The organism is Vibrio sp. 99-70-13A1 (genome assembly GCF_013114625.1).
Classification (GTDB): domain Bacteria; phylum Pseudomonadota; class Gammaproteobacteria; order Enterobacterales; family Vibrionaceae; genus Vibrio.
Genome location: NZ_VTXD01000018.1, coordinates 40,779 through 64,734, shown reverse-complemented (window position 1 = coordinate 64,734; position 23,956 = coordinate 40,779). Strand labels below are relative to the sequence as shown.

Annotated in this window: 20 protein-coding genes; 10 read left to right on the top strand and 10 right to left on the bottom strand. The window is 40.2% G+C overall.

Annotated elements, in window-relative coordinates:
• Positions 1–22: 22 nt before the first annotated feature.
• Complete coding sequence (locus tag F0226_RS12705; protein ID WP_216606621.1) at positions 23–1,327, top strand: peptidoglycan DD-metalloendopeptidase family protein; 1,305 nt, start codon at positions 23–25, stop codon at positions 1,325–1,327.
• A 147-nt stretch (positions 1,328–1,474) separates the two neighbouring features.
• On the opposite strand, the gene F0226_RS12700 is transcribed toward F0226_RS12705, so the two are convergent.
• Positions 1,475–1,819: a hypothetical protein gene (locus F0226_RS12700; protein ID WP_253820821.1), complete on the bottom strand. Its 345-nt coding sequence runs from the start codon at positions 1,817–1,819 to the stop codon at positions 1,475–1,477.
• A 189-nt stretch (positions 1,820–2,008) separates the two neighbouring features.
• Here F0226_RS12700 and F0226_RS12695 point away from each other — a divergent pair, with 189 nt between their 5' ends.
• Positions 2,009–2,521, top strand: coding sequence for a GNAT family N-acetyltransferase (locus F0226_RS12695; protein WP_171735988.1), 513 nt, complete (start codon positions 2,009–2,011; stop codon positions 2,519–2,521).
• Positions 2,522–2,568: 47 nt separating this feature from the next.
• Complete coding sequence (locus F0226_RS12690) at positions 2,569–3,084, top strand: adenylate kinase (protein ID WP_171735987.1); 516 nt, start codon at positions 2,569–2,571, stop codon at positions 3,082–3,084.
• A gap of 63 nt (positions 3,085–3,147) precedes the next feature.
• Here the strand turns inward: F0226_RS12690 and F0226_RS12685 are convergent, their stop codons facing one another.
• A complete protein-coding gene (locus F0226_RS12685) occupies positions 3,148–3,855 on the bottom strand; it encodes an SDR family NAD(P)-dependent oxidoreductase (RefSeq protein WP_171735986.1) in 708 nt (235 codons plus the stop codon).
• A gap of 342 nt (positions 3,856–4,197) precedes the next feature.
• Here F0226_RS12685 and F0226_RS12680 point away from each other — a divergent pair, with 342 nt between their 5' ends.
• Positions 4,198–5,997, top strand: coding sequence for an ABC-F family ATP-binding cassette domain-containing protein (locus F0226_RS12680; protein ID WP_171735985.1), 1,800 nt, complete (start codon positions 4,198–4,200; stop codon positions 5,995–5,997).
• Positions 5,998–6,139: 142 nt separating this feature from the next.
• Here the strand turns inward: F0226_RS12680 and F0226_RS12675 are convergent, their stop codons facing one another.
• A complete protein-coding gene (locus F0226_RS12675; RefSeq protein WP_171735984.1) occupies positions 6,140–7,327 on the bottom strand; it encodes a DHH family phosphoesterase in 1,188 nt (395 codons plus the stop codon).
• A gap of 429 nt (positions 7,328–7,756) precedes the next feature.
• Here F0226_RS12675 and F0226_RS12670 point away from each other — a divergent pair, with 429 nt between their 5' ends.
• Positions 7,757–9,148, top strand: a complete 1,392-nt coding sequence (locus tag F0226_RS12670; protein WP_253820820.1) for a polysaccharide lyase family 7 protein — start codon at positions 7,757–7,759, stop codon at positions 9,146–9,148.
• Positions 9,149–9,279: 131 nt separating this feature from the next.
• Here the strand turns inward: F0226_RS12670 and F0226_RS12665 are convergent, their stop codons facing one another.
• The 3 genes from F0226_RS12665 to F0226_RS12655 form a co-directional block, all read right to left on the bottom strand.
• Positions 9,280–10,503, bottom strand: a complete 1,224-nt coding sequence (locus tag F0226_RS12665; protein ID WP_171735982.1) for an HD-GYP domain-containing protein — start codon at positions 10,501–10,503, stop codon at positions 9,280–9,282.
• A 505-nt stretch (positions 10,504–11,008) separates the two neighbouring features.
• Positions 11,009–12,805, bottom strand: a complete 1,797-nt coding sequence (locus tag F0226_RS12660) for a diguanylate cyclase (RefSeq protein ID WP_171735981.1) — start codon at positions 12,803–12,805, stop codon at positions 11,009–11,011.
• A 328-nt stretch (positions 12,806–13,133) separates the two neighbouring features.
• Entirely contained in the window at positions 13,134–13,466 is a 333-nt protein-coding gene (locus F0226_RS12655; RefSeq protein WP_171735980.1) for a PBPRA1643 family SWIM/SEC-C metal-binding motif protein, read from the bottom strand.
• A gap of 321 nt (positions 13,467–13,787) precedes the next feature.
• Here F0226_RS12655 and F0226_RS12650 point away from each other — a divergent pair, with 321 nt between their 5' ends.
• The 4 genes from F0226_RS12650 (at position 13,788) to F0226_RS12635 (ending at position 18,798) form a co-directional block, all read left to right on the top strand.
• Entirely contained in the window at positions 13,788–15,701 is a 1,914-nt protein-coding gene (locus F0226_RS12650) for a methyl-accepting chemotaxis protein (RefSeq protein ID WP_171735979.1), read from the top strand.
• 422 nt (positions 15,702–16,123) lie between these two features.
• Positions 16,124–17,707, top strand: coding sequence for a BCCT family transporter (locus F0226_RS12645; protein WP_171735978.1), 1,584 nt, complete (start codon positions 16,124–16,126; stop codon positions 17,705–17,707).
• 221 nt (positions 17,708–17,928) lie between these two features.
• Positions 17,929–18,348, top strand: coding sequence for a VOC family protein (locus F0226_RS12640; protein ID WP_171735977.1), 420 nt, complete (start codon positions 17,929–17,931; stop codon positions 18,346–18,348).
• 159 nt (positions 18,349–18,507) lie between these two features.
• The gene (locus F0226_RS12635; protein ID WP_137375276.1) at positions 18,508–18,798 is read left to right on the top strand and encodes a YkgJ family cysteine cluster protein; all 291 of its coding nucleotides are present in this window, start codon (positions 18,508–18,510) and stop codon (positions 18,796–18,798) included.
• Between the two features lie 140 nt (positions 18,799–18,938).
• Here F0226_RS12635 and F0226_RS12630 read toward each other — a convergent pair whose 3' ends face one another.
• Positions 18,939–19,085 (bottom strand): hypothetical protein, encoded by a 147-nt coding sequence (locus tag F0226_RS12630; protein WP_171735976.1) that lies wholly within the window; start codon positions 19,083–19,085, stop codon positions 18,939–18,941.
• A gap of 286 nt (positions 19,086–19,371) precedes the next feature.
• On the opposite strand from F0226_RS12630, the gene F0226_RS12625 reads away from it, so the two are divergent.
• Positions 19,372–20,052 carry a MipA/OmpV family protein gene (locus tag F0226_RS12625; protein ID WP_253820823.1) on the top strand — a complete coding sequence of 227 codons (681 nt, stop codon included), beginning with the start codon at positions 19,372–19,374 and terminating at the stop codon, positions 20,050–20,052.
• A gap of 208 nt (positions 20,053–20,260) precedes the next feature.
• On the opposite strand, the gene F0226_RS12620 is transcribed toward F0226_RS12625, so the two are convergent.
• The 3 genes from F0226_RS12620 to F0226_RS12610 all read right to left on the bottom strand — a co-directional run bounded on the left by F0226_RS12620 (position 20,261) and on the right by F0226_RS12610 (position 23,887).
• Positions 20,261–21,988 (bottom strand): RluA family pseudouridine synthase, encoded by a 1,728-nt coding sequence (locus F0226_RS12620; RefSeq protein WP_253820819.1) that lies wholly within the window; start codon positions 21,986–21,988, stop codon positions 20,261–20,263.
• A 213-nt stretch (positions 21,989–22,201) separates the two neighbouring features.
• Entirely contained in the window at positions 22,202–22,822 is a 621-nt protein-coding gene (locus F0226_RS12615) for a glutathione S-transferase (RefSeq protein ID WP_171735974.1), read from the bottom strand.
• Between the two features lie 33 nt (positions 22,823–22,855).
• A complete protein-coding gene (locus F0226_RS12610) occupies positions 22,856–23,887 on the bottom strand; it encodes an NADP-dependent oxidoreductase (RefSeq protein WP_171735973.1) in 1,032 nt (343 codons plus the stop codon).
• Positions 23,888–23,956: the final 69 nt, after the last annotated feature.

The following is a 23,956-nucleotide window of genomic DNA, read 5'->3' as shown; positions in this document are numbered from 1 at the left end:
TTTGTCGATGTATCGCATTTTTATGAATAAGTTTAGAGTTGTTACCTTAACGATCGCTACGCTAGCACTGTCGTTTGCCTTCCTTCTTTCAGTTCCGAATGACCTTGAAAGCCAAAATAAATCTGTCGCCCTTGAAAGTTCGACAATAGAAATAGAAACAAACACAAATACAGAAGACGAAATATCACCGAGTGTGATTTCATCGGTTTCTGTATCATCCCAAGTCCAAATCCAAGTCCAAGCCCAAAAACCAGCACCAAAACACTACATTGTAAAAGTGGGTGATACGCTCAGTGGTGTTTTTTCACAGTTAGGGATCCCTTATCGCGTTCTTCAAGAGGTGTTGTCGGCAGACTCAGAACACCTGCAGCTTGATATGATAAAGCCTGGCGAGCATTTAGAGTTTGTGATGAACGAAAGCGGAGGGTTAAATGATCTTACGTATCACAAGAGTCTGGTTGAAAAGGCGATTTATGCCTTAGAGGAAGATGGCTCGTTCTCTTATCAGCTACAGGAAATACCTGGCGAGTGGCGTGAGACATTATTCTCAGGAGAGGTCGTTGGTAGCTTTTCTGTTTCAGCGCATAGGTTGGGTTTAACATCCAATCAAATAGCAAATATTACCCGGGTATTGAAAGACAAGATCGACTTTACACGCTCGCTTAGGGCTGGCGATAATTTTGATATTTTGGTTAAACAGCAGTTCTTAGATGATCACCCAACGGGTAACAGTGAAATAAAAGGGATTCTATTTAAATTAGCGACTGGAGAAGTTGCGGCATTTCTAGCAGAAGATGGACGATTTTATGATAGGGATGGAGAAAGCTTAGAGCGAGCATTTAACCGCTATCCAATAGATAAACTATATCGACGTATTACGTCATCATTTAACCCTAAGCGTAAGCACCCTGTGACAGGAAGAGTGACTCCACACAATGGGACGGATTTTGCTACGCCAGTTGGAGCTCCCGTATACTCTATTGGGGATGGAAAGGTATTGGCTGTTCGAAACCACCCGTACGCAGGTAAATATTTAGTTATTGAACATAATAGCGTCTATAAAACTCGTTATCTGCACTTGGACAAGTTCTTAGTTAAAAAGGGACAGTCCATAAAGCGTGGGCAAAAAATTGCACTTTCAGGTGCGACTGGACGTTTGACTGGTCCACATCTGCACTTTGAAGTATTGGTTCGTAACCGCGCAGTGGATGCGATGAAGGCAGATCTCCCCATCGCAACTTCTTTGCCAAGTTCGATGAAACCATCATTTTTGGCTAGAGTTTCTGAATTTGATTTTCTGGTGTCGACTAATCGAATGAATACTTGAATACTTGAATACTTGAATACTTGAATACTTGAATACTTGAATAGCTGCTTAGCATTTAAAACAATGCCTCCATTTTAGGAGGCATTATTGATTTTAGAATCGGTGTAAACGTGTCTATTTAAATGATAACACTTAAATTATGAGGGTTTAAAAGCCGTACTTTGCCTTGATTGGCTGACAAATTTGAGTGTATTTTTCATCGGCCTTCGCTTGTCCTGCAAACTCAACCATAGCTTCCGAGTAACCCATTGCAGTGCCAAACTCTTCCATTATAAATGGGTCTGTTTTGACGCTGTCTGTGCGTCCTTTAGAAAGCTCGACGAGAAATTTTGTGTAATCTTGGTTTTTATCTAGCCCAGCAGCCCAGCCGAAACAATGCGCTGCATCTTGCTTGGGAAATTCATTAAAATCTTCACCATTAACTTCTGCTGTTGCCGTACCCGCGATTAGTGCTGTGAACAGTGAAATACTTACAAAAATTTTCTTCATCATTTAATCTCTAATTCATTACCTGCCGCTATTGTCGCTTACTACTAATGAATAAAAAGTGAATGTATTATTCATATCTTTATGGATTTTTGCTTGCTTCAAATTCTCATATGTATTGTTATTGAGAATAAGACCAGTGGTATTTTAGAAACAGAAAACATGTACTAGTCGTTGAGGTTAATTAGAGGAAGTATGGAAGTCTCTCTGAAAAGAATAGAATTAAATGATAGACATATATTGGAGAACTTATTTCCATATTATGTTTACGATATGTCTGAATACATGGGTTGGAGCCCTAATTCGGATGGCTTATACACTTTTAAATCCGCCTCGCTAGATCCTTACTGGGCAAAAGCTGATCACGTTCCCTATTTTATATTTTTTGATGGAGAACTCGCCGGATTTGTGCTGCTCCGTGGCTACCCAAATCAATCAGAAGTTTATGATATTGAGCAATTCTTCGTATTACGAAAATTTAAAGGAAAGGGAGTTGGTAAAAGGGCATTGGCGGAACTTTGTTCCCGTTATCTAGGTAAGTGGCAGATTCGGGTTCTAAAAGAAAATACAGCCGCATTGAAGTTTTGGCTTTCGGCTGTAATGAACGTTGTTGATAATAATTATGAACATTCTTTAGATACTGATGTGGACTTAGAAATGCATTTTATACGCTTTGAAACTCAGCTAATTAAGTCAGCGATAGAATAATAAGTCAGAATTTTCCGAGAAAAGAAGATTCAACATAGGAGGTTACAATGAATAAAGTCGCTATTTTTGGTAAACCAGGCAGTGGAAAGTCGACAATAAGTAAGGCACTTACATTAGCGACTGGTATTCCCCTTCATCAGTTGGATTCTATTGTTTATAACGTTGACGGTACGCTTGTGGACAGACAGGTATACGATGATGCACATAATAATATATTGAGTTCAGAACGCTGGATCATTGATGGTTTTGGTCCTATCGGCTCATTTTATAAGCGCTTAGAAGAAGCGGACACTTTGATTTACATCGATCTACCATATCCCGTTAGCTATTGGTTTGTTACAAAGCGATGCCTTAAAGGAGTGTTCATCAAGCCAGAAGGGTGGCCGGATGGTAGCTCTGTTATAAAAGGCACCTTGGAGAGCTATAAAGTCTTAAAGCTGTGCCCGAAGTTTTGGAATGATGACTTTCTATCTAAACTTACGGAAAACTCTTCTGAAAAAGACATCTATGTAATTAAGACCGTAAAAGAGCTGAATAACTTTGTGAGAGAGTATGCGGAGTAGCCTCTAAGATTATCTGATGATTAGGCTTATCGGAATTTCGGTTTTCATTCCTTGAAACAAGTATTACCAAGGGATCTCTTCACCATTAAAACTGAAGAATTTACCGGTATCAGAAGCGTCCTTATATTTTAATAAGTCGAGTAACTGACAGGCGACATATTGTGAGGTAAACAACTTTTCAGGCTTAACATTTTTTTGGAATGGCTTGGAAAGCTCAGTATCTGTAGTGCCAGGGTGGAAGGATAAGACGCAACAATGTGGGGACTTGTATTTCCACTCAATGCTGATGGTCTTAATTGCCATATTCAAAGCAGCTTTAGAGCAACGGTAGCTAATCCACCCTCCGATATTATTGTCTTCGATACTGCCAACCCTTGCAGATAAAGAAACGAAAAAAGTCGTATGCTTTGACTTGAGATGCTTTGCAAAATATTTGCTAAGTAAAATGGTTGGTACCACATTGGAATCAAGATTGTGATGAAAAAAATCTGGGCAAAATTCGCTTACTGATTTCTCGGGTTTTTTATTTTCGGTATGTAGGCTACCAATGGCATTGATTAATAAATCAAGGTCGCTTAACTGGTTAGATAGCCAAAGCACATCTTGCTCAGAGGATGCATCGACTTTAAACCATTGTACATTGCCGTGATCTATTCGAGGGTCGCTCGAGTTATAGGTCGCATAAATTGAAGCATCAGGCTTTCTAGCCAATAGCTGTTTGATAAGAGCGTGGCCAATACCACCTGAACCGCCAATAATTAGAATTTTCAATGCACAACACCTGTTTGTTAAATCAAGTTAATGATGCAATACGGCTATAATTGATGGTTCGATCTCTTTACTTTGATAAAAGTAACGATAAAATGCTCACCATTCAATCACCCGAAATGGCAACATTTCACAATGAAGAAAAGGAGGAACTTATGATTTTGTGGTGCTTTAGCTACCCACGCCTGTTTGGTATTAACGTTCGCTCAAGAGTTATTGATATCGCGTTGCGATAATCTCGACTTGAGCGAATAATTACCTTTAGACGGATACCGTCTCTCAAGCTCGAAGAATTATTGTCAACACTGACAACGGCGTCTTGCGCCCCAAATTCTTGAGAATATTATGAGTACATTTTTAACTGCACAATCCCTAACACTTTCACACACTTCTACCCCTCTATTCAAAGAGCTGACTTTCACGGTTAATCGTGGCGATAAAATTGGTCTTATTGGACATAATGGCTGCGGAAAGAGTTCACTACTTAAACTACTCGATAAACAAAATGAACCTAGCGATGGCTATATTTATACGGCTAAACATTGCTTGTTGAGTTACGTTGAGCAGCATATCCCCAATGAAATACAGTCAAAAACGGTTTTAGATGCGTTAGCTGAAACTCTAACTGAAGATGAATACTGGCGGGCTGAACTTCTTTTAACAGAATTAGGCTTTGCGGTTTCAGATTGGCAGATGCCGGTTTCAAATTGTAGTGGTGGCCAGCAAGTTAGGCTTTTATTGGCAAGAGCGATTATAAACGAGCCAGATTTATTATTACTTGATGAACCTAGTAACCACTTAGATTTACCTTCGCTTATGTGGTTAGAACAATTTTTGTCACAATGGAAAGGTTCGTTTGTGTTGGTTTCTCATGACCAAACGTTACTTGATTCAGTGACCAACACCACTTGGATCATGCGAGATCAATCTCTTCATCACTTTGCTTTGCCTTGCTCAGAAGCGAGAGAAAAGTTGAGGCAAAAAGATGAACAAGATAAGGCTCGTCGATCAAGCGAACAAAAAGAAATTGATCGGATAGAGAAAAGTGCCAAAAGGTTAGCCAATTGGGGGCAAGTCTACGATAACGAAGATTTGGCCCGTAAAGCGAAGACCATGTTTGCTAGGAAAGAACGTTTAGAAGAGGAACAAACTGAATTAACAGAAGGTGTTCCTTGGCGTTTGAGCCTACAAGGTGATGCTTTACCAGCAAATCGCTTAGTGGAAACCACTCCATTTTCAGTTAAACCACCTCAAAGCCAGTCTGTGTTGTTTGATATGGCTGAAATGCGTATTAAAAGCGGCGACAGAATTGCAGTTTTGGGGAGTAACGGCTGTGGTAAATCTACGTTGCTTAATCTTTTATATAGACAGTATCTTTTAAAAGAAAATGAAGAAGCGAACCTAGAAGAACAACAAGCATCAGTTACTTTTCATGACCGTTGCCATTTAGGCTATTACGATCAGTCACTGAAGCAACTTGATGACCAAGATACTCTGACTGATGCCTTGGGTAAGTTTGCTTCAATAAGCAATGAACAAACCAAGAGGGCTTTGATTAGTGCAGGCTTTAAGTTCACTAGGCATGAACAGAAGGTCGAATCCCTCAGTGGGGGTGAAAGGGCACGGCTTTTATTTGTCGGTTTAACATTAGCAAGATACCACTTAGTGTTTTTAGATGAACCGACTAACCATTTAGATATGGAAGGAAAAGAGGAGCTTATCGAAACGCTCAATGAGTTTAAAGGGGCAACCGTGTTAGTCAGTCACGATCGTAGCTTAATAGAACAAAGCTGTAATCGATTCTGGTTTATTCAGAAAGGAAGCTTAACTGAATTCTCAACAGCTGAAGAGATATACCTAAAGATAGCGGAAAGTTCAGAGCCTTCCCAATCTTCAAATTCTTTAGAATTAGTAGGCGCTTCAGTTGGACAATCTGCTAATAGTGACTTTACTGATTTTAATGAAAGGCATGATCTGCTAGGTAACGAGAAAAGCGTACCTTCAAATGAAGAGCAACTTTTAGAACGCTTGATCGTTCTCGAATCATTGCTCGCAGATGACCTTGAAAGAAAGCCCAAACATCAAAAGCCAAGTTTACAAAATCAATGGCGTGATGAAATGGCTGAGATTAATAGGCAACTTTAATGGAGTGAGTATGGAGCGCATTGTTTCAATATGCTCTTAGAAGATAATTGATAATCTAGTTATTGTTGCTCTAACTTATGGGATGCTCAGCAGGCGAATTTGAGCATCCCATACATGAACTATTCAGTCATGTTGTTTATTTTTATTTTGCTCGATTGACTGCAGTTCGTTTACCTAACCAGTAGCCAATGCCTAAAGGAGCAAAGAAAACGACTAGGATAAACAAGATGAAGTAGATGATCACACTTTTGATTAGTTCCATCAGTTTATCAACGGCAAGTGCAACGACGTCTTGAGAGACTCGATCTAAATCTTCAGTAAATTGCGCTCGTTCTTTTGAAACAATCTCTGCAATCTCTATTCTTTCACTTGCAACCATTTGAATCAGAGCTTCGCGCTCGCGACTTACCATGGCCTCTAGCGCAATGCGTTCCAAAGTTAACTTATCTAATTTTTGATCCGTTTTTAGACTCAAATCATTAATTAAAGGCTGCATTTCAGCGGACATGATCTCGGCAAGGTTTTGCATGTATTCAGGATTGTTTTCAATGAAATCTTGAAGGGATGAAGATGTATCGCGTAAATTCGCTAACGTTAATGACAAATCTTCACCTGTAAGGCTGCTATTAAGAGCAACAAGTTCTGCCTTCCATGAGATCAACTTAGGTGTTTGCTCCGCCATTAAGCTCAAGCGGTCAGATGCATCACCCATCGCTTCTGGCATTGTTCCCAAAGTTTGAACAGCATCGGTTTCGCTTTTACCCGTGTAAGCTAACCAATCACGGTAAGCTGGTACGCGCTTAAATGACATGTCTCTAAATGGGTTGTCTTCTACAAACTGTTCGACAAACGTCGTACTCATCTTGAAGTCATTACTTACCAATATAGATTTAGCCAGTGATTTAGCTTGTGCACTTAATGCGATAGAGGCCTCTTTCACATCTTCACTTTTAAATAAATCATTACCTGCACCAGATACAAAGAAGTACTCCATTTGTTCGGCAAATACCCAAGTATCGATCAAAGCTGCAATGGGTGAAGTTTGGTATGCAGCGGCTTGTAAGCCTTGTTCAGAATGTATTTTCCATAACAAAACATAAGATTGATGAAGAGTGTCTGATTCTGAATATTGCTGTGCGGTTTGATCCGCTGCGTTCTCAACTTGAGTGAAAAAAGACTTTGTGTATTCACGAGTCATGATTCGGGTGTTGAGTTCTTGTTTAGTTAAAGGTGTAGTTTGACTATCAAGCTTAATTTCTAATAAGGAACAACCACTTAAAACGATAGATAATAGTATGAATACCACTCTATGGGAGAGACAACGAAACATAACAACCTCGAATGAAATAAAATCGCCCGGATTGTAAGGATGGATAGTCAGAGGAGTGTCAAAAGTTAACGGCTAAATGCGTTATTAGTGCTTTTATTTATGAAAGGTGGCTAGATTTATGAATTTCAGAAGGGGGGCGGAGCTACATGATCAATAACGCAAACCGCAGTCATCGAAAAAATGTATTAAGTGGTTAAATTATATTCACAGATCACAGTTGTGACATTTGTATTATTATAATTTATTAATATTAGATCTTCATCTTGGCAACCTAAAATGAAACGCATTACGCTTCATATCCAGAATGCAATTTGGCATTCGGCTTCTGCTGATATTGTTTAAATCTCCCGTGAAAGAAGGATGATTATCTGTACCCACAATAAAACAATGAATCAGTAGGAGAGTGACTAAAATCTGATGAGGATGATCATGATTACTTATAAAAAGGTTCTTAGCGTTTCAATGCTAATGTGTTTCAACGCCACAGCAAGTGCTGCTCAATTAAATATACAAAGTGCGTCTGACTGGGGAGGCTCTGTTGCCGGCTACCCAGCTTCAAACGCTATAGATGGTAGCACCGCGTGGGATAGCCGTTGGAAAGCATCGAATGGAAGCGCAGAAAACCTAGTTTTAGATTTAGGCTCAGTGCAAAAAATCACTGATCTTGCCATTGCTTGGGGTAAAGGAGACGACCGAACGCATAGGTTTGAAGTCCGTACACAAGTCGACGATAGTTCAAGTACTTGGACAAAAGTGTTTTCAGGAACCAGCTCTGGATTATCGGAAGCTTATGAAAACTATGATGTTACGGACATTGATGCACGTTATGTTCGCGTTAAAATTTTCGAAAACAGCGATGGTGATGAATACACTAATATCAAAGAAGTTCGTCTTTTTGGGAATGAGTCTGATGGCGAGCCGCCAGTTGACCCGGGTACACCTGATTACGGTTTAGATCCTTCCCAAACACCAGCGTATAACTTCGACTTATGGGATTGGTATTTAAGTGTCCCTACCGATACTGATAATTCAGGTACTGCTGATTCAATTAAAGAAAAAGACCTAAACAATAACTACGAAAGTGAATTCTTCTACACGGGTACTGATGGCGGAATGGTCTTTGAATGTACAGTTGGCGGTTATAAAACATCGAGTAACACAAGTTACACAAGAACAGAACTTCGCGAGATGTTACGTCGTGGAGATACAAGCGTTGGCACTAGTTCCGCTGAGAATAACTGGGCATTTTCAAGTATCCCAAGTTCTAGCCAAAGTGATTTTGGTGGCATCGACGGAGTGATGAATGCAACATTAGCTGTTAATAAAGTAACCACAACAGCATCATCAAATGAGCAAAAAGGACGCATTATTGTAGGGCAAATACACGCTGAACATAATGAACCTATCCGTTTGTACTACCACAAGCTGCCAAACAACGAAAATGGCGCCATTTATTTTGCACATGAAACATCTAAAAGTGATGGTGGCAATGAAGCTTGGTACAACTTATTAGGTACTATGGTTAAATCAAATGGTGATCTTAACAGCACTTCAAGCCCATCTGATGGTATAGCTCTGGATGAGCACTTCTCTTATCAGATTAAAGTGAAAGGTGACGACCTCACTGTGACACTTAGCCAAAACGGCACTCAACTAGCGAATAAAACGGTAGATATGTCTGGCAGCGGTTACGGTGACGCAGATAACTATATGTACTTTAAGGCGGGTATATATCTTCAAGATAAAACGGGAGATAAAGATGACTACGCGAAAGCAACATTTTATGAGCTAACGAATACCCATGATAATTACGGTTACTAACTCTTTAACCGATTAAGCCCTAAAACCTCTACTGGCTTTCTAGTAGAGGTTTTATTATTCATTAACATTCTATTTTGGATATGCTCAAACTATTTAGAGAGAAGTGATGACGTTACAAATGGATAAAGTTACTAATGGATAAAGTTATTAATATCAAAATCAAACTCTGAAGGAGAAATAGCTCTTACTATTGTTAAATCACTTTTGGCTAAATCTTTAAATTCAATCTCAGTGAAGTGCTTATGTTTAATGGAATAAAAGCTTTTAACAATCGGCTTCTTACTGTGCTTTTGGTTAGACTCCCAGACTATTGCTGCACGCCCATTGCTTAGTTCGACAAGTGATGCGACTGGGTACACACCCAAACAGTTAATGAACTGGTACACGAGATTACTGTCTAGATGATTTGGGGTCATCCCAAGCAGGATCTTGAATGCTTCTTGAGGGCTCATACTTTTCTTATAAACACGATCAGCAGTTAGAGCATCAAATATATCGACAATTGAGCTCATACGACCATGTACTGGGAGTTGATCGCCAGTTAAACCTTTAGGATAGCCATTTCCATCCAGTTTCTCATGGTGCATTAAGCATACATCACGGCTAATAACAGAAAGCCCTTTGATGTTTTTGATTAAGTCTAAAGCATAAGTTTGATGCATTTTCATATGCTCAAATTCTTCTGCTGTTAATTTGGCTGGTTTGTGTAGAACTTTGTCGTCGACTTTGACTTTGCCGATATCGTGAATAATACCGCCAATCGCAAACTGCTTTAGCTCGGCTTCTGAGTAGCCTAAATAGCGTGCAAAAGTGACAAGTAAAGTAGAGACACTTACTGAGTGCTCAAGCAAATATTCATCTTTTGAACGAAGTGCTGACACCAAACGAATGGCGTCTTTATCCGTTAATGTAAAGCTGATTAGGTCATCAGCCCAAGCGTCAAATTCATCAACACTAAATGCTTGACCATCAAAAGCCTTGTTTATAACTTTACTGGCAATGCCTTTCGCTTCTTCTACTAACGAACGAGCGGCAGCAGTACCTTTAACATTGCTTTTTCGTTTGCTACGTAGACTTTGTGTTGTTGTTGTAGCTGGCTCGCTCGGCTGAGCTTCATCTGCTGGGTTGAAAACCGTTAGCGTGGAAAAATCAATCTTGCTGTCTGATAGTCCTTCATCGACCCAAACAAATTTAATGTTATTTTTCAATAAGCTATCAATACCAGTTTGACTTGATACTCGGCCTGCATTGGTTAGGTTGATTCGGGTATTGTTTTCTATACCAGTGACGAACATACCAATCGAAATTTCAGATATTTGAACTTTAATAGAGCTTTCAGGTGAGTGCTTATGCATATTTTTGGTTGACCATACTAAGACTATAAAATATTAACTTAATTCGGAGATTAAAGTCACCAAATAGGAATGACACACCGCTATTAATGTGAAGTGATGAGCCAGTTGATTTATAACTTATTATATTACTGACAGATATGTTTATTATAACCTTTTATTCACGCCATCAAAACTAGAGTTTAGAGCATAGGTACTTGTTACATAAGTATAGACCTAGGATTCGTTTCCGTTAGAAATAACCATTTTAGGCTGTAAATCTTCAAGAAAAGACTCTATTAATCAACATTTATTTAATCAATTGAAACATAGGATGAGTTGATTATCAGCTGCTAGCTGTAGCCATCGACCAAATTGTATAGTGACTATTTTTAAATAGCAGGAGAAGTGATGAGAGAGGATAAAACCATTATAAAAAACTCTATGGTGCTTAGGTGAAGAGGTCTGGTAAAAAAGACGATGTATCTCAGACAAAGCGATACATCGCCAAATTAGCAGGACCTAAGATCTAAACTTTATTAGTTTTGATAGGTTCCACATTTTCGGAGTCAAATAGTTCTTTAGTAACAGAAGGTTCTTCAAAACCAGAAGCTTCTTCAGAACCAGAAGCTTCTGCGACTGGTTCTATCAGTACTGGTTTATTCTCCAGAGTTTCAGGTTTATAGCAGGTATGAATAGCTTGGCTACGTCCATTATCTTTAGCTTGGTATAAAGCGGTGTCAGCGGCTTTTACTAAATCTTGTGTGGAAGTATTTAAGTCTGGGTAAGTGGTTACACCAATAGATACACCGAGCTGGCCCAAAGATAACCCCTTCATATCTAAGTGCAGTTCACGAATAGAGTTAACAATGAGGTTTGCCAATTCCATTGATTCTTTATTGTCACAATTTGGGCTAAGAACGGCGAGTTCTTCCCCTCCTAATCGGCAGGCAACATGGTCTTCACCAATCACTCTTTTTAGAAGGTTAGACACTTCTTTCAGTACATAATCACCAGCATCATGACCAAAATTATCGTTGAAACGTTTGAAGTGATCTAAGTCGAGCATTAATAATGATAGCGGTTGATTCAATTGGCTCGATTTATTCCATTCACTCTCAATAGCTTCTTCAAAGTAGCGGCGGTTAAATAACCCAGTTAAAGGATCGCTTAACGCTTGAGATCGTAGCTTTTCTTGTAAGCTTAAGTTCGCCAGAGCTAAACCTAAATGTTCGGCAATAGTGAACGCTAGTTGTTTTGTTTCTTCATTGATAGATTCTGTTTGATGTCCAAAATATAAATGAAACATGCCAACAGTATTACCGTGAGCGGTTAAAGGTAGACAAAGTGTGACACCTGAATCTTCACATTGGCTCATGTGGTTACAAGGTAGATGGTGGTGATCATCATGAGATAAATGGTGTTTACCTTTACGTAAAGCCCAGCAATCATGAGGCGCATAAGTTAAGTTTGCAGGCCAAGAGCCTCCCCAATCTAGCTTCACTTCAAGCTGGTTACGTGACTCGCGCATAATTGAAACACAGCCATTAATATCACCCAATATGCGTGGGATGATATCAGCTATCACAGTTTGTGCTTCACTCACGTTATTACACGCTGCGAGCATATTGGCTAACCTGTGGAGTAGTTCAATTTCTTGAGTGCTTTTTCTTATCCTATCTTCTTGTTTATCGCGCTCTTTATTCACCACGATAAATACTTTTCGGTTGCTGTACCAAGAAGAAAACATCAACACAATGAGGGAACAACTCATTAAAGCAACCACAATGTATTGAAGATCTTTTGCCATTGCAGAGAGCGTGGTCATCGGCATTGCGAGACGCAAAACATAGATGGAATCATGGTCATGCGCATCCAAATGAAAATCAATTTTCTTCGCAACGTATAAAAGCTCTTGATTCAAGGTGGGGCTATAACGTTTTGATAATCCACTTTCTCCGGTAAGGGCTGACTTTATTTCTACCCTTTGACTATGGTCATCAAGCTCGGAAAGTTCACGGAAATTGAGCTGTGAATCACCAAGCACTTTCCCTGTACTGTGGATAACGGTAAAGCGTCGACCAAAATTAGCTTGGGATAAAGAGCTCAGATACTCATCTATCTCAATGGCTTCCATATCATAGAGGTCTAAGTGATCTTGCTGCATTTGGTATGCCACATCATCGACTAGGCTGAACATGTAGCCACTGACTATCTTAGTTAACCAATCATCTAGAGTACGGTTATAAAAATACCCGCCAACAAGCATGGAAATCGCCAACGCCGCGATAGGGAAATATTGAAACTGACCAAATGATTTCTTCATTGTTTCTCCGTAAACAACTTGCTTGTACTTTTCGCTAGGCAAAAGCTAAAACAGATTAACCCTTTTAAATGTAATGATTTAGGTTGTGTTTTCTTATTAAAGTTTAGACATGTTGTACGAAATATTGTGATTACATTTGGAGAGACTTTTAATTTATGTGCACTCGGTTCAATAAGTGTCGAGTTTCAATCACATGACAAAATTTGGACGCTTGGAGTGATGTAGGTATTTGAAGCGGAAAAAGGTATGAGGAATAAATCAGAGATAGGGTTGATAAATGCAAGTTGAAAGCAAAAAAAACCGCCAAATAGGCGGTATTTTTAAAGAATTAAGCGCAGCACTTCTTATATTTTTTGCCGCTTCCACAACTACATGGATCATTTCGATTCGGCATTTTTTCAAACGTTGTTGTTTTCGGTTTGTTCAGAAGAACATCAAGTTCAAGTGTGTTTTCTTCCTGATCTGCATTAACTGTAATGTCTGCAATAACAGAATGTTCAGAAACCAACAGCTCAAGTTCAGCTTTACGTTCTTCAGATTGCACAGAAATTGAAATTGGTGCTTTATCTGTTCCGGCTTTCACGTCGCGGTTTACGTTGTAACCTGCAAGTACGTGATTTTGCCTAGTTTCAATTCGGCCTTTAAAAAACAGTTTGGACATATTGGTCTCGCTAAGAATAGAACGGCGTAATAAGAGCGGGGGATTATACGCATCTATTGCAATTGATAAAGGCATGCTTGTAATAATGTGCTCGTTTCCATTCATTTACTAAAACTCAAATCCTTATTAAAGCTTTTTATGTAGTTTAAAAGCTATATAAGAGAGCGGATTCTACCGGAATAAATGAATTAAACCGGATAGAAATCATGATTAGTGACTATCTAATAGTGTGATTTAATTCATAAAAATAATGAATGTCGAACATGTTGCAGTAGTTTGATGGGATGATATTCATAGTTTTATAAATTAAAGAGAAATTATATGCATATTATAAGTGGTTTTAAGGGGAAGCTTTTTGTCGCTGTAACCTTCTTACTGGCAGCTTCATTAGTGGTGTCTAACGTACTATCTTATAAGCAGGTTTCAACATCGATCCATGATCGAGTCAATGAATATTCAATGCTTAAAATTGAGACGACGAGTGACACGATTGAAACTTGGTTGAATACGATTAAATCGGGATTAACGGCTAATGCTCCTGACTTTTCGAATGCACACGGTGACGAAAAAATACTATCGATGCTGAGACCCATCGCTAATACATCATTAGCGACTGATATTTTCGTAGGCTTTGAGGATGGTAGAGCGTACAGCAACGCAAGTGGTAAGCGTGATTTAGCGACATATGACCCTCGTCAGCGTGGTTGGTATCAGTTAGCCAAGCAAAAGAGAGGGATGATTACGACGGGTATTTATCAAGATGCCCTAACTAAAAAATTACTAGTGAGTATTGCTGAACCTTTCTATTCAGGAGGTCAATTAAAAGGCGTACTGCTGGCGGATATAGAGTTGGACTTGCTTGCAGACTTGGTTCAAAAAGCGCCTTTCCCTGGTGCTTTCATGGGCATCTACGATGACACGAGTTTGACGATTGCATCTAATGGTGAAGTTGATGTGCCGGGTGAGACTAAATTATACGATTTCGATAGCTTACGCCCGCTTACGGATATTCTGTTGTCTCAGTCATCAGGAAAGGCTGACTATAGTCTGAATGGAGTTGAAAAGGTCGCATTCTTTAAAACTATCAATGTAGATGAAAACAACGGCTGGCATTTGATGGTTGGCGTAGATAAGTCAGTCGCATACGCAGGTGTTGATGCTGCTTTAGAAGAGTCGTTGTACACATCTGCGCTATTGCTTGTTAGCTCGTTTGTATTGTTTTTTATTATTTTTAATATTACTTACCGACCAATCTTAGCGCTGAAAAGTACAGTGGTGGATCTGTCTAAAGGTAATGGTGATTTGACTCGCCGATTAGAGGTGAATACTAACGATGATCTGGGAGAAATAGCACAGGCTGTAAATACCTTTATTGGGAATTTACAGACAATGATGCTAGATGTTTCTAAATCTTCGAAACAGATTTCTAATAACATCGAGCAGTTAACCAATCAGACTATGAGTAATGACCAAGTCTTATCATCACATGTGATGGAAACGACTCAGGTCGTGGCTGCCATTAATGAAATGAATTCAACGGCCGAAAGTGTTGCCCAAAGTGCTTCTCAGACGGCTGGATTCACTCAATCAACAAATGATGAGGCTGCACAATCTAAACTGGTTGTTGCGAACTCAGTGACAAGTGTGGCTGATTTAATCTCAGAAGTTGAGACAATGGCGGCTAGCATCCAATCGATGAATCAAGATTCGCAAAAAATTAGCTCAGTATTGGCTGTTATTGGTGAAATTGCTGATCAAACGAATTTATTAGCGCTTAATGCAGCTATTGAAGCCGCTCGAGCTGGAGAGCAAGGCAGAGGATTTGCCGTTGTTGCGGATGAAGTTCGAGCTCTGGCCGCAAGAACTCAGCACAGTACGTCTGAAATTAATAGTATGCTTGCTGATTTAAATGAAGGGACAAAAACGGTCGTGAAAGCGATGGATGAAACTAAATCACGTTGTGAGCAAACAGCAGAAGCAACCAAGAATGTGAATGTTAGCTTAGATGTTATGGTTAGCTCGATTACACACATCAATGATTTAGGCTTGGAGATCGCCACGGCAGCGGAAGAACAAAGTGCCGTAACGGATGAAGTCAGCCGTAATATGACGACAATCCAAAGTATGGTGAATGAGTTGACTAACAATAGTACTCAAACCATGGAGAGTACTCAAAATTTATCGCAAAGTAACAAGCAGTTATCAAAACTTGTAGAGCAATTTAAGTTGCAATAAATGTGATGTGATTCCGCTCGTTTAAAGGTCAGTAACTATGGTTGCTGACCTTTATCTTTTCTCTATGTTATCTCTTTCAGCTTTCTATTGTCTTCAATACTCGGCTTGTTTCTTACCTGCGAAGAGTTAAGAACAAAGTATTTAAAACCGTAATTTTTCACTTTTTACAGCTGCCTGTTACTAAAAGAATAGTTGTCGTTGAAGACTAGAATGCTTAGAGCACGAATAAATGCAGTGGAAGTTTATTTACATCGTTTTGAGTGTATTTTCTTCTATTTGAGTGGTTTTTATACGTAGATATCGTTTGCATAATAAATTTGTGTTGATTGGGGATTATCCTTAATAGGTAAATAATATTTTCTACTGGAAATTAATATCGATGCTGATATTATGACGCCCCTCACACACTACGTGAGCGTTTTATGCTAACTGATGCATGCCAAATTGGCGAAGAAATACCTGAAAAAAACAAAGTTTCAAACCGTCTTCTAGACATCAAACTTGTTCCAGCTCTGACTATTGGTTTTATAAGCCTTTTCTTACTTGCTGCGATCATTGATCTCCCTCGTTTTACGACCCTAATTCAAAGCTCATTTTCAATTGCCGCCGAACAATTCGGATACTTTTGGCAGTGGTTGATGGTAGCAAACTTTGCAGTGGCACTTTGTGTTGCCGCTTCCCGTTATGGTAAAACCCGTATGGGAACCCAGTCAAAACCAACTATTGGCACTTTTCGCTGGTTAGCGATGATAATGTGTACCTTACTTGCTGGTGGCGGCGTGTTTTGGTCAGCTGCCGAACCTATTTATCATTTTATTACTCCTTCTCCTAGTTTTGGTGATGTTGCAGGCTCAACGGCAGAAGCTGTAGTACCGGCTCTCAGCCAAAGCTTTTTGCACTGGGGCTTTCTAGCTTGGTCTGTATTGGGTACGTTGGCGACTATCGTTTTAATGTATGCACACCATAACCATGGTATTAAGCTACGACCGCGAGCGTTATTATTCCCACTTGTTGGTGACCGTTTAGAAAATCACTGGCTAGGGGCAATGATTGATGCATGTTCAATTATTGCAGTCGCGGCAGGTACAATCGGACCAATTGGCTTCTTAGCATCTCAAATGGGATACAGCTTAGAAGTTCTGACAGGCCTGAAGAATGACATGAACTCACAGTTGATGATTTTGGCTGTCGTGGTTTCTATTTGTGCAATCTCAGCAGCATCAGGCATGGACAAAGGCTTACAATGGCTAAGTCGGTTAAATGTTATTGGCGCTTTTGCACTGCTTGTTGCGATCTTGATTCTCGGTCCAACGACTTTCATCTTCGAGCAGTTTGGTCTGGCTTTCGCAAGTTATCTGCAAGATATGCCAAACATGAGCGTAACCAACAGTAATTCTGGCTGGAACTTGTGGTGGACTTGGTTCTTCTGGGGTTGGTTCATCGGTTTTGCGCCAATGATGGCAATCTTTATTGCACGTATTTCTGAAGGGCGTTCAATTCGCGAGCTTATTTTAGCTGTCGCGGTAGGCGCTCCAATTGTCACGAACTTTTGGTTCTCAGTGCTTGGCGGAACCGGCATATTCTTAGAGCTTGAGTCTCCTGGAATTATCTCAGGCGCTCTTGCTGATGGTGGTTTACCAGCGGTATTGCTTGCCTCTTTACAGCAACTGCCTTTTAGCGAAATTCTACTTCCTGCGTTTCTGGTACTTACCACGACTTTCGTAGTAACGACGGGTGACTCAATGGCGTATTCTATTGCTATGGTGGTATCTGGAGACAACGAACCGGATCGTAAGCAGCGTCTATTTTGGGCTGTGATCATGGGTTGCGTTGCGGGTGTGCTTTTAGTCGCAGGTGATGGTGGCTTAAATGCATTACAATCATTCATCGTGATTACAGCAGTACCGGTTTCTTTGATTATCGCAGTGACCTTAATAACAGGTCCTATAGCGGCAGTTAAAATGGCAAAAGCACAAGCTCAACGACAGTTAACGGCTACAGCCTAAAGCTGGGCTGCGAATAAACTGAGTTGCGATTAAGCCGAGTTTAGCTAATCGTAAGTATAGCTAATTGTAAGTTGAGCTGAGAGTAAGTTTAGCTGAAAATTAGCTAAGACTGAGTGATATGTAGGTCGAGCTAAATATATAGAACCACTGGATAGATGAGATATACACAAAGCGTGTATTATCCACTTTATTTGGTGGTTTTTTTTTGAAAAGGACAAACGATGACAAGCTCTATTAAACAGCAAATTGGAAATATAGCGTTAGTGGTCGATAATTATGATGACGCTATTAAGTTTTATACTCAAAAACTCCAATTTGAATTGGTGGAAGATACTGACTTAGGCGGCGGTAAGCGCTGGGTCCAAGTTTCACCACCGAATGGTAATGGCACTAATTTATTGTTGGCTCAGGCGAGCACTGACGAACAAAATGCTGCGGTTGGTAATCAAACCGGTGGGCGAGTGTTCTTATTCTTACAAACCAATGATTTTTGGCGTGACTACTATGACATGAAATCTAAAGGCGTCATTTTTAATGAAGAGCCAAGAGTTGAAGAATACGGAACGGTAGTCGTGTTCCAAGATTTGTATGGTAACAAGTGGGACCTACTACAGCTGAATAGATCTACTGCAGTTGAATAGATCTACTATAGCTGAATAGACTTAGTTAACCTTGATAAGTGGTGTCTATCACACCTCCCTGAGCTGATGTGTAGCATTTCGATGAAGTTAATCATCTACAGATAGCAGTCTGAACCGCTTTCGACTACTATACGGCAATTGAGTATTATGTAGTTTAATATGAGCATAGAAGTTAAGAACATTACCGAGCCTGAAGTAACCTGTGGAAACTGCCAAGCTTGCTGCTGCCGTTTAGAAGTGATGATCATTACTGATACAGGTGTACCTGAAGAACACATCGCATTTGATGAGTGGGGCGGGGAAACCATGCTTCGGCTTGATGACGGCTGGTGCTCAGCATTAGATCGTGAAACATTAATGTGCTCTATTTACGAAAACCGCCCTTGGATTTGTCGTGAATTCGAAATGGGATCTTATGAATGTGTTGTGGAACGCACAGAAAATATGTAAATCGAACTTTTGCGTTTATATAAATTGAGCTTTGAGCTCGCTTTAAGTATTTCATAGGCAATACATCATAGCTCTGACTCTGACTCTGACTCTGACTCTGACTCTGACTCTAACTTAGCTCTACTCTACTTGGTTGAATTCTACTCAGCCAAGTTCGCTAATCTGTTTATCTCGTTGCTTACTATCCCTAAAAATACTAAAAACTCTTGGTGAGCATCGGTTTCCATTCGTTCAAACTGCTGATGCCAATTTGACATGTCTTCTTCATACATCCCAGAAAACTTCATTATCTCTAACCCTAATCGACTCCTGTGGCTATTTGATTCATAGAAATAATCATTTAAGTATGTTGATTGAAATCACAGTCAAACCTCCATAAAAATAAGTCAGTTAGCGGGTTAATAGGATTTTGAAGCCTATATTAATTATGACTTGTATAAAAAATCTAATCTTGCTGTGTAATTTTTTCCTTTGTTGACGGTTCATATAGAGAATAGTCGACGAAGGAACATCAACATGAATAGAGCAAACAAACTGAAATGCAGCTTACTATGTTTAGCTATTACACCTTTCATGGCTGTAGCTGATGAGCAATATTACGATTACGGATTTATCGGGCTAAGTGGTTCATATGGAGAGTCTGTTTTTTCTGATGAAGATGAAGCGAGTATTAGTCCTGAGCCGAATCTATTTTATAACGGTAAGTATGGTTTTGTAGATGGTAGTCTGGTGAATGTCTCTGTACTGCCCTATGTAGGAATCTCTGGCCAATGGCGGTTTGCAGAAGTATCTGATGACTTTGAAGATATTCCAACAGGGATAGAAAATAGAGATGGCAGTGGAGAGTTAGGGCTAACCATTGGTACGGTTGGCGCACGAATTACATTCCTACATGATGTTTCCAGTGTACATGATGGTTATGAAGTGCAAGCGCATTTAGGAAGAAGCTTTGATACACCAATCCCAAACCTGACTCTCACACCTTATGTTGAGGTGGATTATCGAGATAAAAAATTATCTCAGCACTTGTATAACATCTCTGCGACAGAATCTGCCGCCTCTGGGCTCAGTGCTCATAACTCAGGCTCCACGTGGGTATATCAAGGTGGCTTGATTGGGATTTATACCTTCGCACCTCAATGGCTTGCATTAGCTAAGTTCGAGCTGGAATCACATGATTCTAACAGCCCTTTAGTTCAGCGTGATCTTGGTTGGGCGATGAGCCTAGGTGTTGCTTATAAATTTACTGATTAACAAGCTAGTGACCGTTCGTTGTTGGTAACCAAAGTGACACGCATAAAGGAAGTATTGTTCTAATTAGCTTACCGCGATATAAAAGATTAAAGGGCAGTTTACTGATAATACGTAAACTGCCCTTATGGATTATGGATTATGGATTATGGATTATGGATTATGGATTATGGATTATGGATTATGGATTATGGATTAACACTCGGTTCGATTAGAAATTAGCGTCTACTTCAAACTCCATCATCTCTCCTGTTGCTGGATGGGAAAATTTCAAATACCCAGCATGCAAATACAAGCGGTCGCGCTTAAAGCCATACAGATCATCACCAGTAATCGGCAAACCTAAGCCACTCACATGAGCGCAATGAACTCGTAATTGATGAGTTCGCCCCGTTTTAGGGTAAAGGTATACTTTTGTCGTGTTAGCTGGTGATGCGCTAGTTGCTTTGTTCCTAGCGATCACTTCCCATTTGGTTTCAGCTGTACGCCCGTGCTGGTGGCAAACCAGTTGTCTTGGTCTATCTGTCATATCACCTCGTAGAGGTAAGTTCACCGTTCCAGAATCTGTTTCGATTAACCCATCAATCAGTGCTGTGTAACGCTTCTCGACTGTGCGGTCGATAAATTGCTTCTGTATATGTTTATTTGCTTCAGCAGTCAGAGCCAATACCAGCAAGCCTGAAGTCGACATATCTAGCCTATGGACAATCAAAGGCCCCGTTGCATTTGGGTAAAGTGCTTTCACGCGGGTATAGATGGAGTCTTCAATAAACTTACCCGGCACAGAAAGGAATTCCTCGGGCTTATTGACGACAATAAAATCTGCATCTTCATAGATGGTATCGAAGGTTTTCCCTACGGATGGCGTCACTATAAGTGGATTTTCATCCAACTCTATTCCTTCAAGCATATGCTCCAGTATTTCAAAACATTTGCTTTGGCATACGGGGTATAGATTTTTGTGCTGTCTAATTTCAGCTTGCGGCGCTATTCCCCACCAAAACTCAGTTAATGCAATTGGCGTAAGGTTATGCTGAAAGGCGTAATTGAGTAACTTGGGGCAACAGCAGTCTCCAGTACCAGGAATAGCCGATTGTCCATTAAGTACCTGTTCATTATGTGCTTGCCCATCGAGCACTTGCCTACTGAGTAACTTATCAAGGGACTTTATGTGACCATCTTTATTATGGAACTGGTAGCTTGCTAATCGTGCCTGCTCTAAATCTTGTTCCAATTTTGCCTTCGTTTCTTCAATTGAACTAATAGAGAGCTGCTGATTATCTAACAGTGATTGAGCATGTTCGACTTGAGCATTTAGTTGCGATTTGAGAGATTTTAATTCACGTTTCTCTTGGCTACTTTGGATACCTAATTGCTTAATAAGATCGGCAACTTCAGTCTCTGAAAGGTTCAGTTCAGCCTGCTTTCGAGTTGCTTTTCGATTGGCTTTATTTTCAGATATTTGCTGCTGCTTTTGTTTTAGTGCGAGTTCTGCTTGAGCTTGAGTTGCTTTCAGGTTGTCGATGAGCTGTACAAGAAGGTTCTGCTTCTCTAAACCGTCGAGTTGTGCGATGACCTTTGTTAGATTTTCAAAATCATGTTGATGTTCTTGTTGATACTTCATGGAATCAAAAACAGCAGGAACAAACGTAATTTCGCTTAATGGATCAACCAGCTGAGGCTGTAAATCCAACCCTGAAAATGCAGATAGATAACCTAATTCACCTTGTGCATTTCGCACAACTAAAACCGCGTATAAATTACCAATAGCACTGTCATCTACGGCAATCGCGGTAAGGCGCTCCTGTAACAGAGACGCTGCGATATCGGCAATTGGGTGAGGTGTATAGTAATAAGGAAAAGTGAAACGCTTTGGCAACGTGAAGTGACTGCTTGAAGGCAGGGGAGTAAAGCAGTTCTTTGGTTCAGACATCGACATTAAAATAAAACTCAAATCGCGAGGTTAACTAGAGCAGTATTGTTGACGAATTTGGAGAGAATGAGAAGCCAAAAGTACAGGTTAATGACAATTGGCTTCTGTTTTTAATCGGCTTCTGTTATCAAATGGATTCTTGCCCCTAATCATTATCCTAATGAGGGATGAAATCTTAGTTAAGCAAAACCAAGAGTCGAGACAAGAACTAAGACAAGCTTAAGCGGAATGCTCTATCTCAATAGTGTTCGCTTTTTGATAAGCCGCATGGGACTGTATTTGCTTAGCGTACAGCTCAATATTTGGATAAAGATGCATCGAACCATTGGCTTCTAGAATTTCGATAATGAATGACATCATGAAATCCGCGCCAGTTAATTGCTCCGCCACGAAATACGTTTTCTCTTGAAGAGAATCATTCACATATGCCATGACTTTTGCAGTTTCAATATCGGCATAGTCATTCAGAAAATTGGTTTCGCAGCCGTCTTTCAGGACAAATACTTTCAATAATAAAGGCAAGATGCCTGAGCTTTCAGCAAAGTGAAGCCATTGAGAATATTCAACATATTCTGAAGTCCCACGGCTTGGTGAAAACTTGCCAGCACCATATTTATCAATTAAGTATTCAGTGATTGCTCCTGATTCCGTAATCACAACGCCGTTGTCTTCAATAACAGGCGATTTACCCAGTGGGTGAACCGCTTTTAGCTCTGGAGGTGCAAGAAACGTGACACTGTCTCTTTGGTAAGGTTTGATTTGGTACTCAACCCCAAGTTCTTCCAAAAGCCAGATAATTCTTTTCGAACGAGATTTATTCAGGTGGTGTAATGTAATCATGTGCTGCCTTCTTATATCGTTAGCGAGCGGAATTTATTTCGCTTCGTTAGTTTTAATCACAAGCTTTCCGAAGTTCTTACCTTCGAGTAAACCCATGAAAGATTCTGGCGCATTTTCTAAACCGTCAATCATATGTTCACGGTACTGAATTTTTCCTTGTGCAAGCCACTCAGTCATTTGAGTTGCAAACTCATTGTAGCGATGTGCGTAGTCATCAAAGATGATGAAACCTTGCATCTTAATGCGTTTGATCAGAAGAGTCGCCACAAGGGTAGACATGCGATCAGGACCTTCAGGCAGTGATGTCGCATTGTATTGAGAGATAAGCCCACAAACTGGAATGCGAGCGCCTGTATTTAATAAAGGCATCACAGCATCAAAGACTTTGCCACCGACATTTTCAAAGTAAACATCTATGCCTTTGTCACATGCTGCTTCAAGCTGTTGTGAAAAATCATCCGCTTTGTGGTCGATACATTCATCAAACCCTAGTACTTCTTTAGCGTAACGACATTTTTCTTCACCGCCAGCGACACCAATAACACGGCAGCCTTTGAGCTTACCAATTTGACCAACAGTTGCGCCAACGGGTCCAGTAGCCGCAGCCACAACCAATGTGTCACCTTGCTTCGGCTGACCAATATCCAATAAACCCATATACGCAGTGAAACCTGGCATACCCATAATACCCAACGCGTATGAAGGGTGAGAAGGTTGCTTGCCTAACTTGATCAGACCTTCGCCATCAGAAACACCGAAATCTTGCCATCCTGTATAAGCCAACACCCATTCACCTACTTCATAATCGGCATGTTGTGACTCTTCTACTTGGCAAACTGTTGCGCCTACCATCACCTCATCAATCGCTACCGGATCTGCGTAAGATTTCGCATCACTCATTCGCCCACGCATATATGGGTCAAGTGAAAGGTAAACACTGCGTAGTAGTACTTCACCATCTTGAATGCTAGGCGCTGCAACGTTTTCTAAACGGAAGTTTGAATGAATAGGAGCACCTTGTGGGCGTGATGCTAAAACTATTTGGCGGTTTGTTTGTTCAGTCATTGGATGTCCTTGATATTATAATCAGACCAGTCGTCTAGTGTTTATTCCTAAAAAACCGCCAAGTATTTA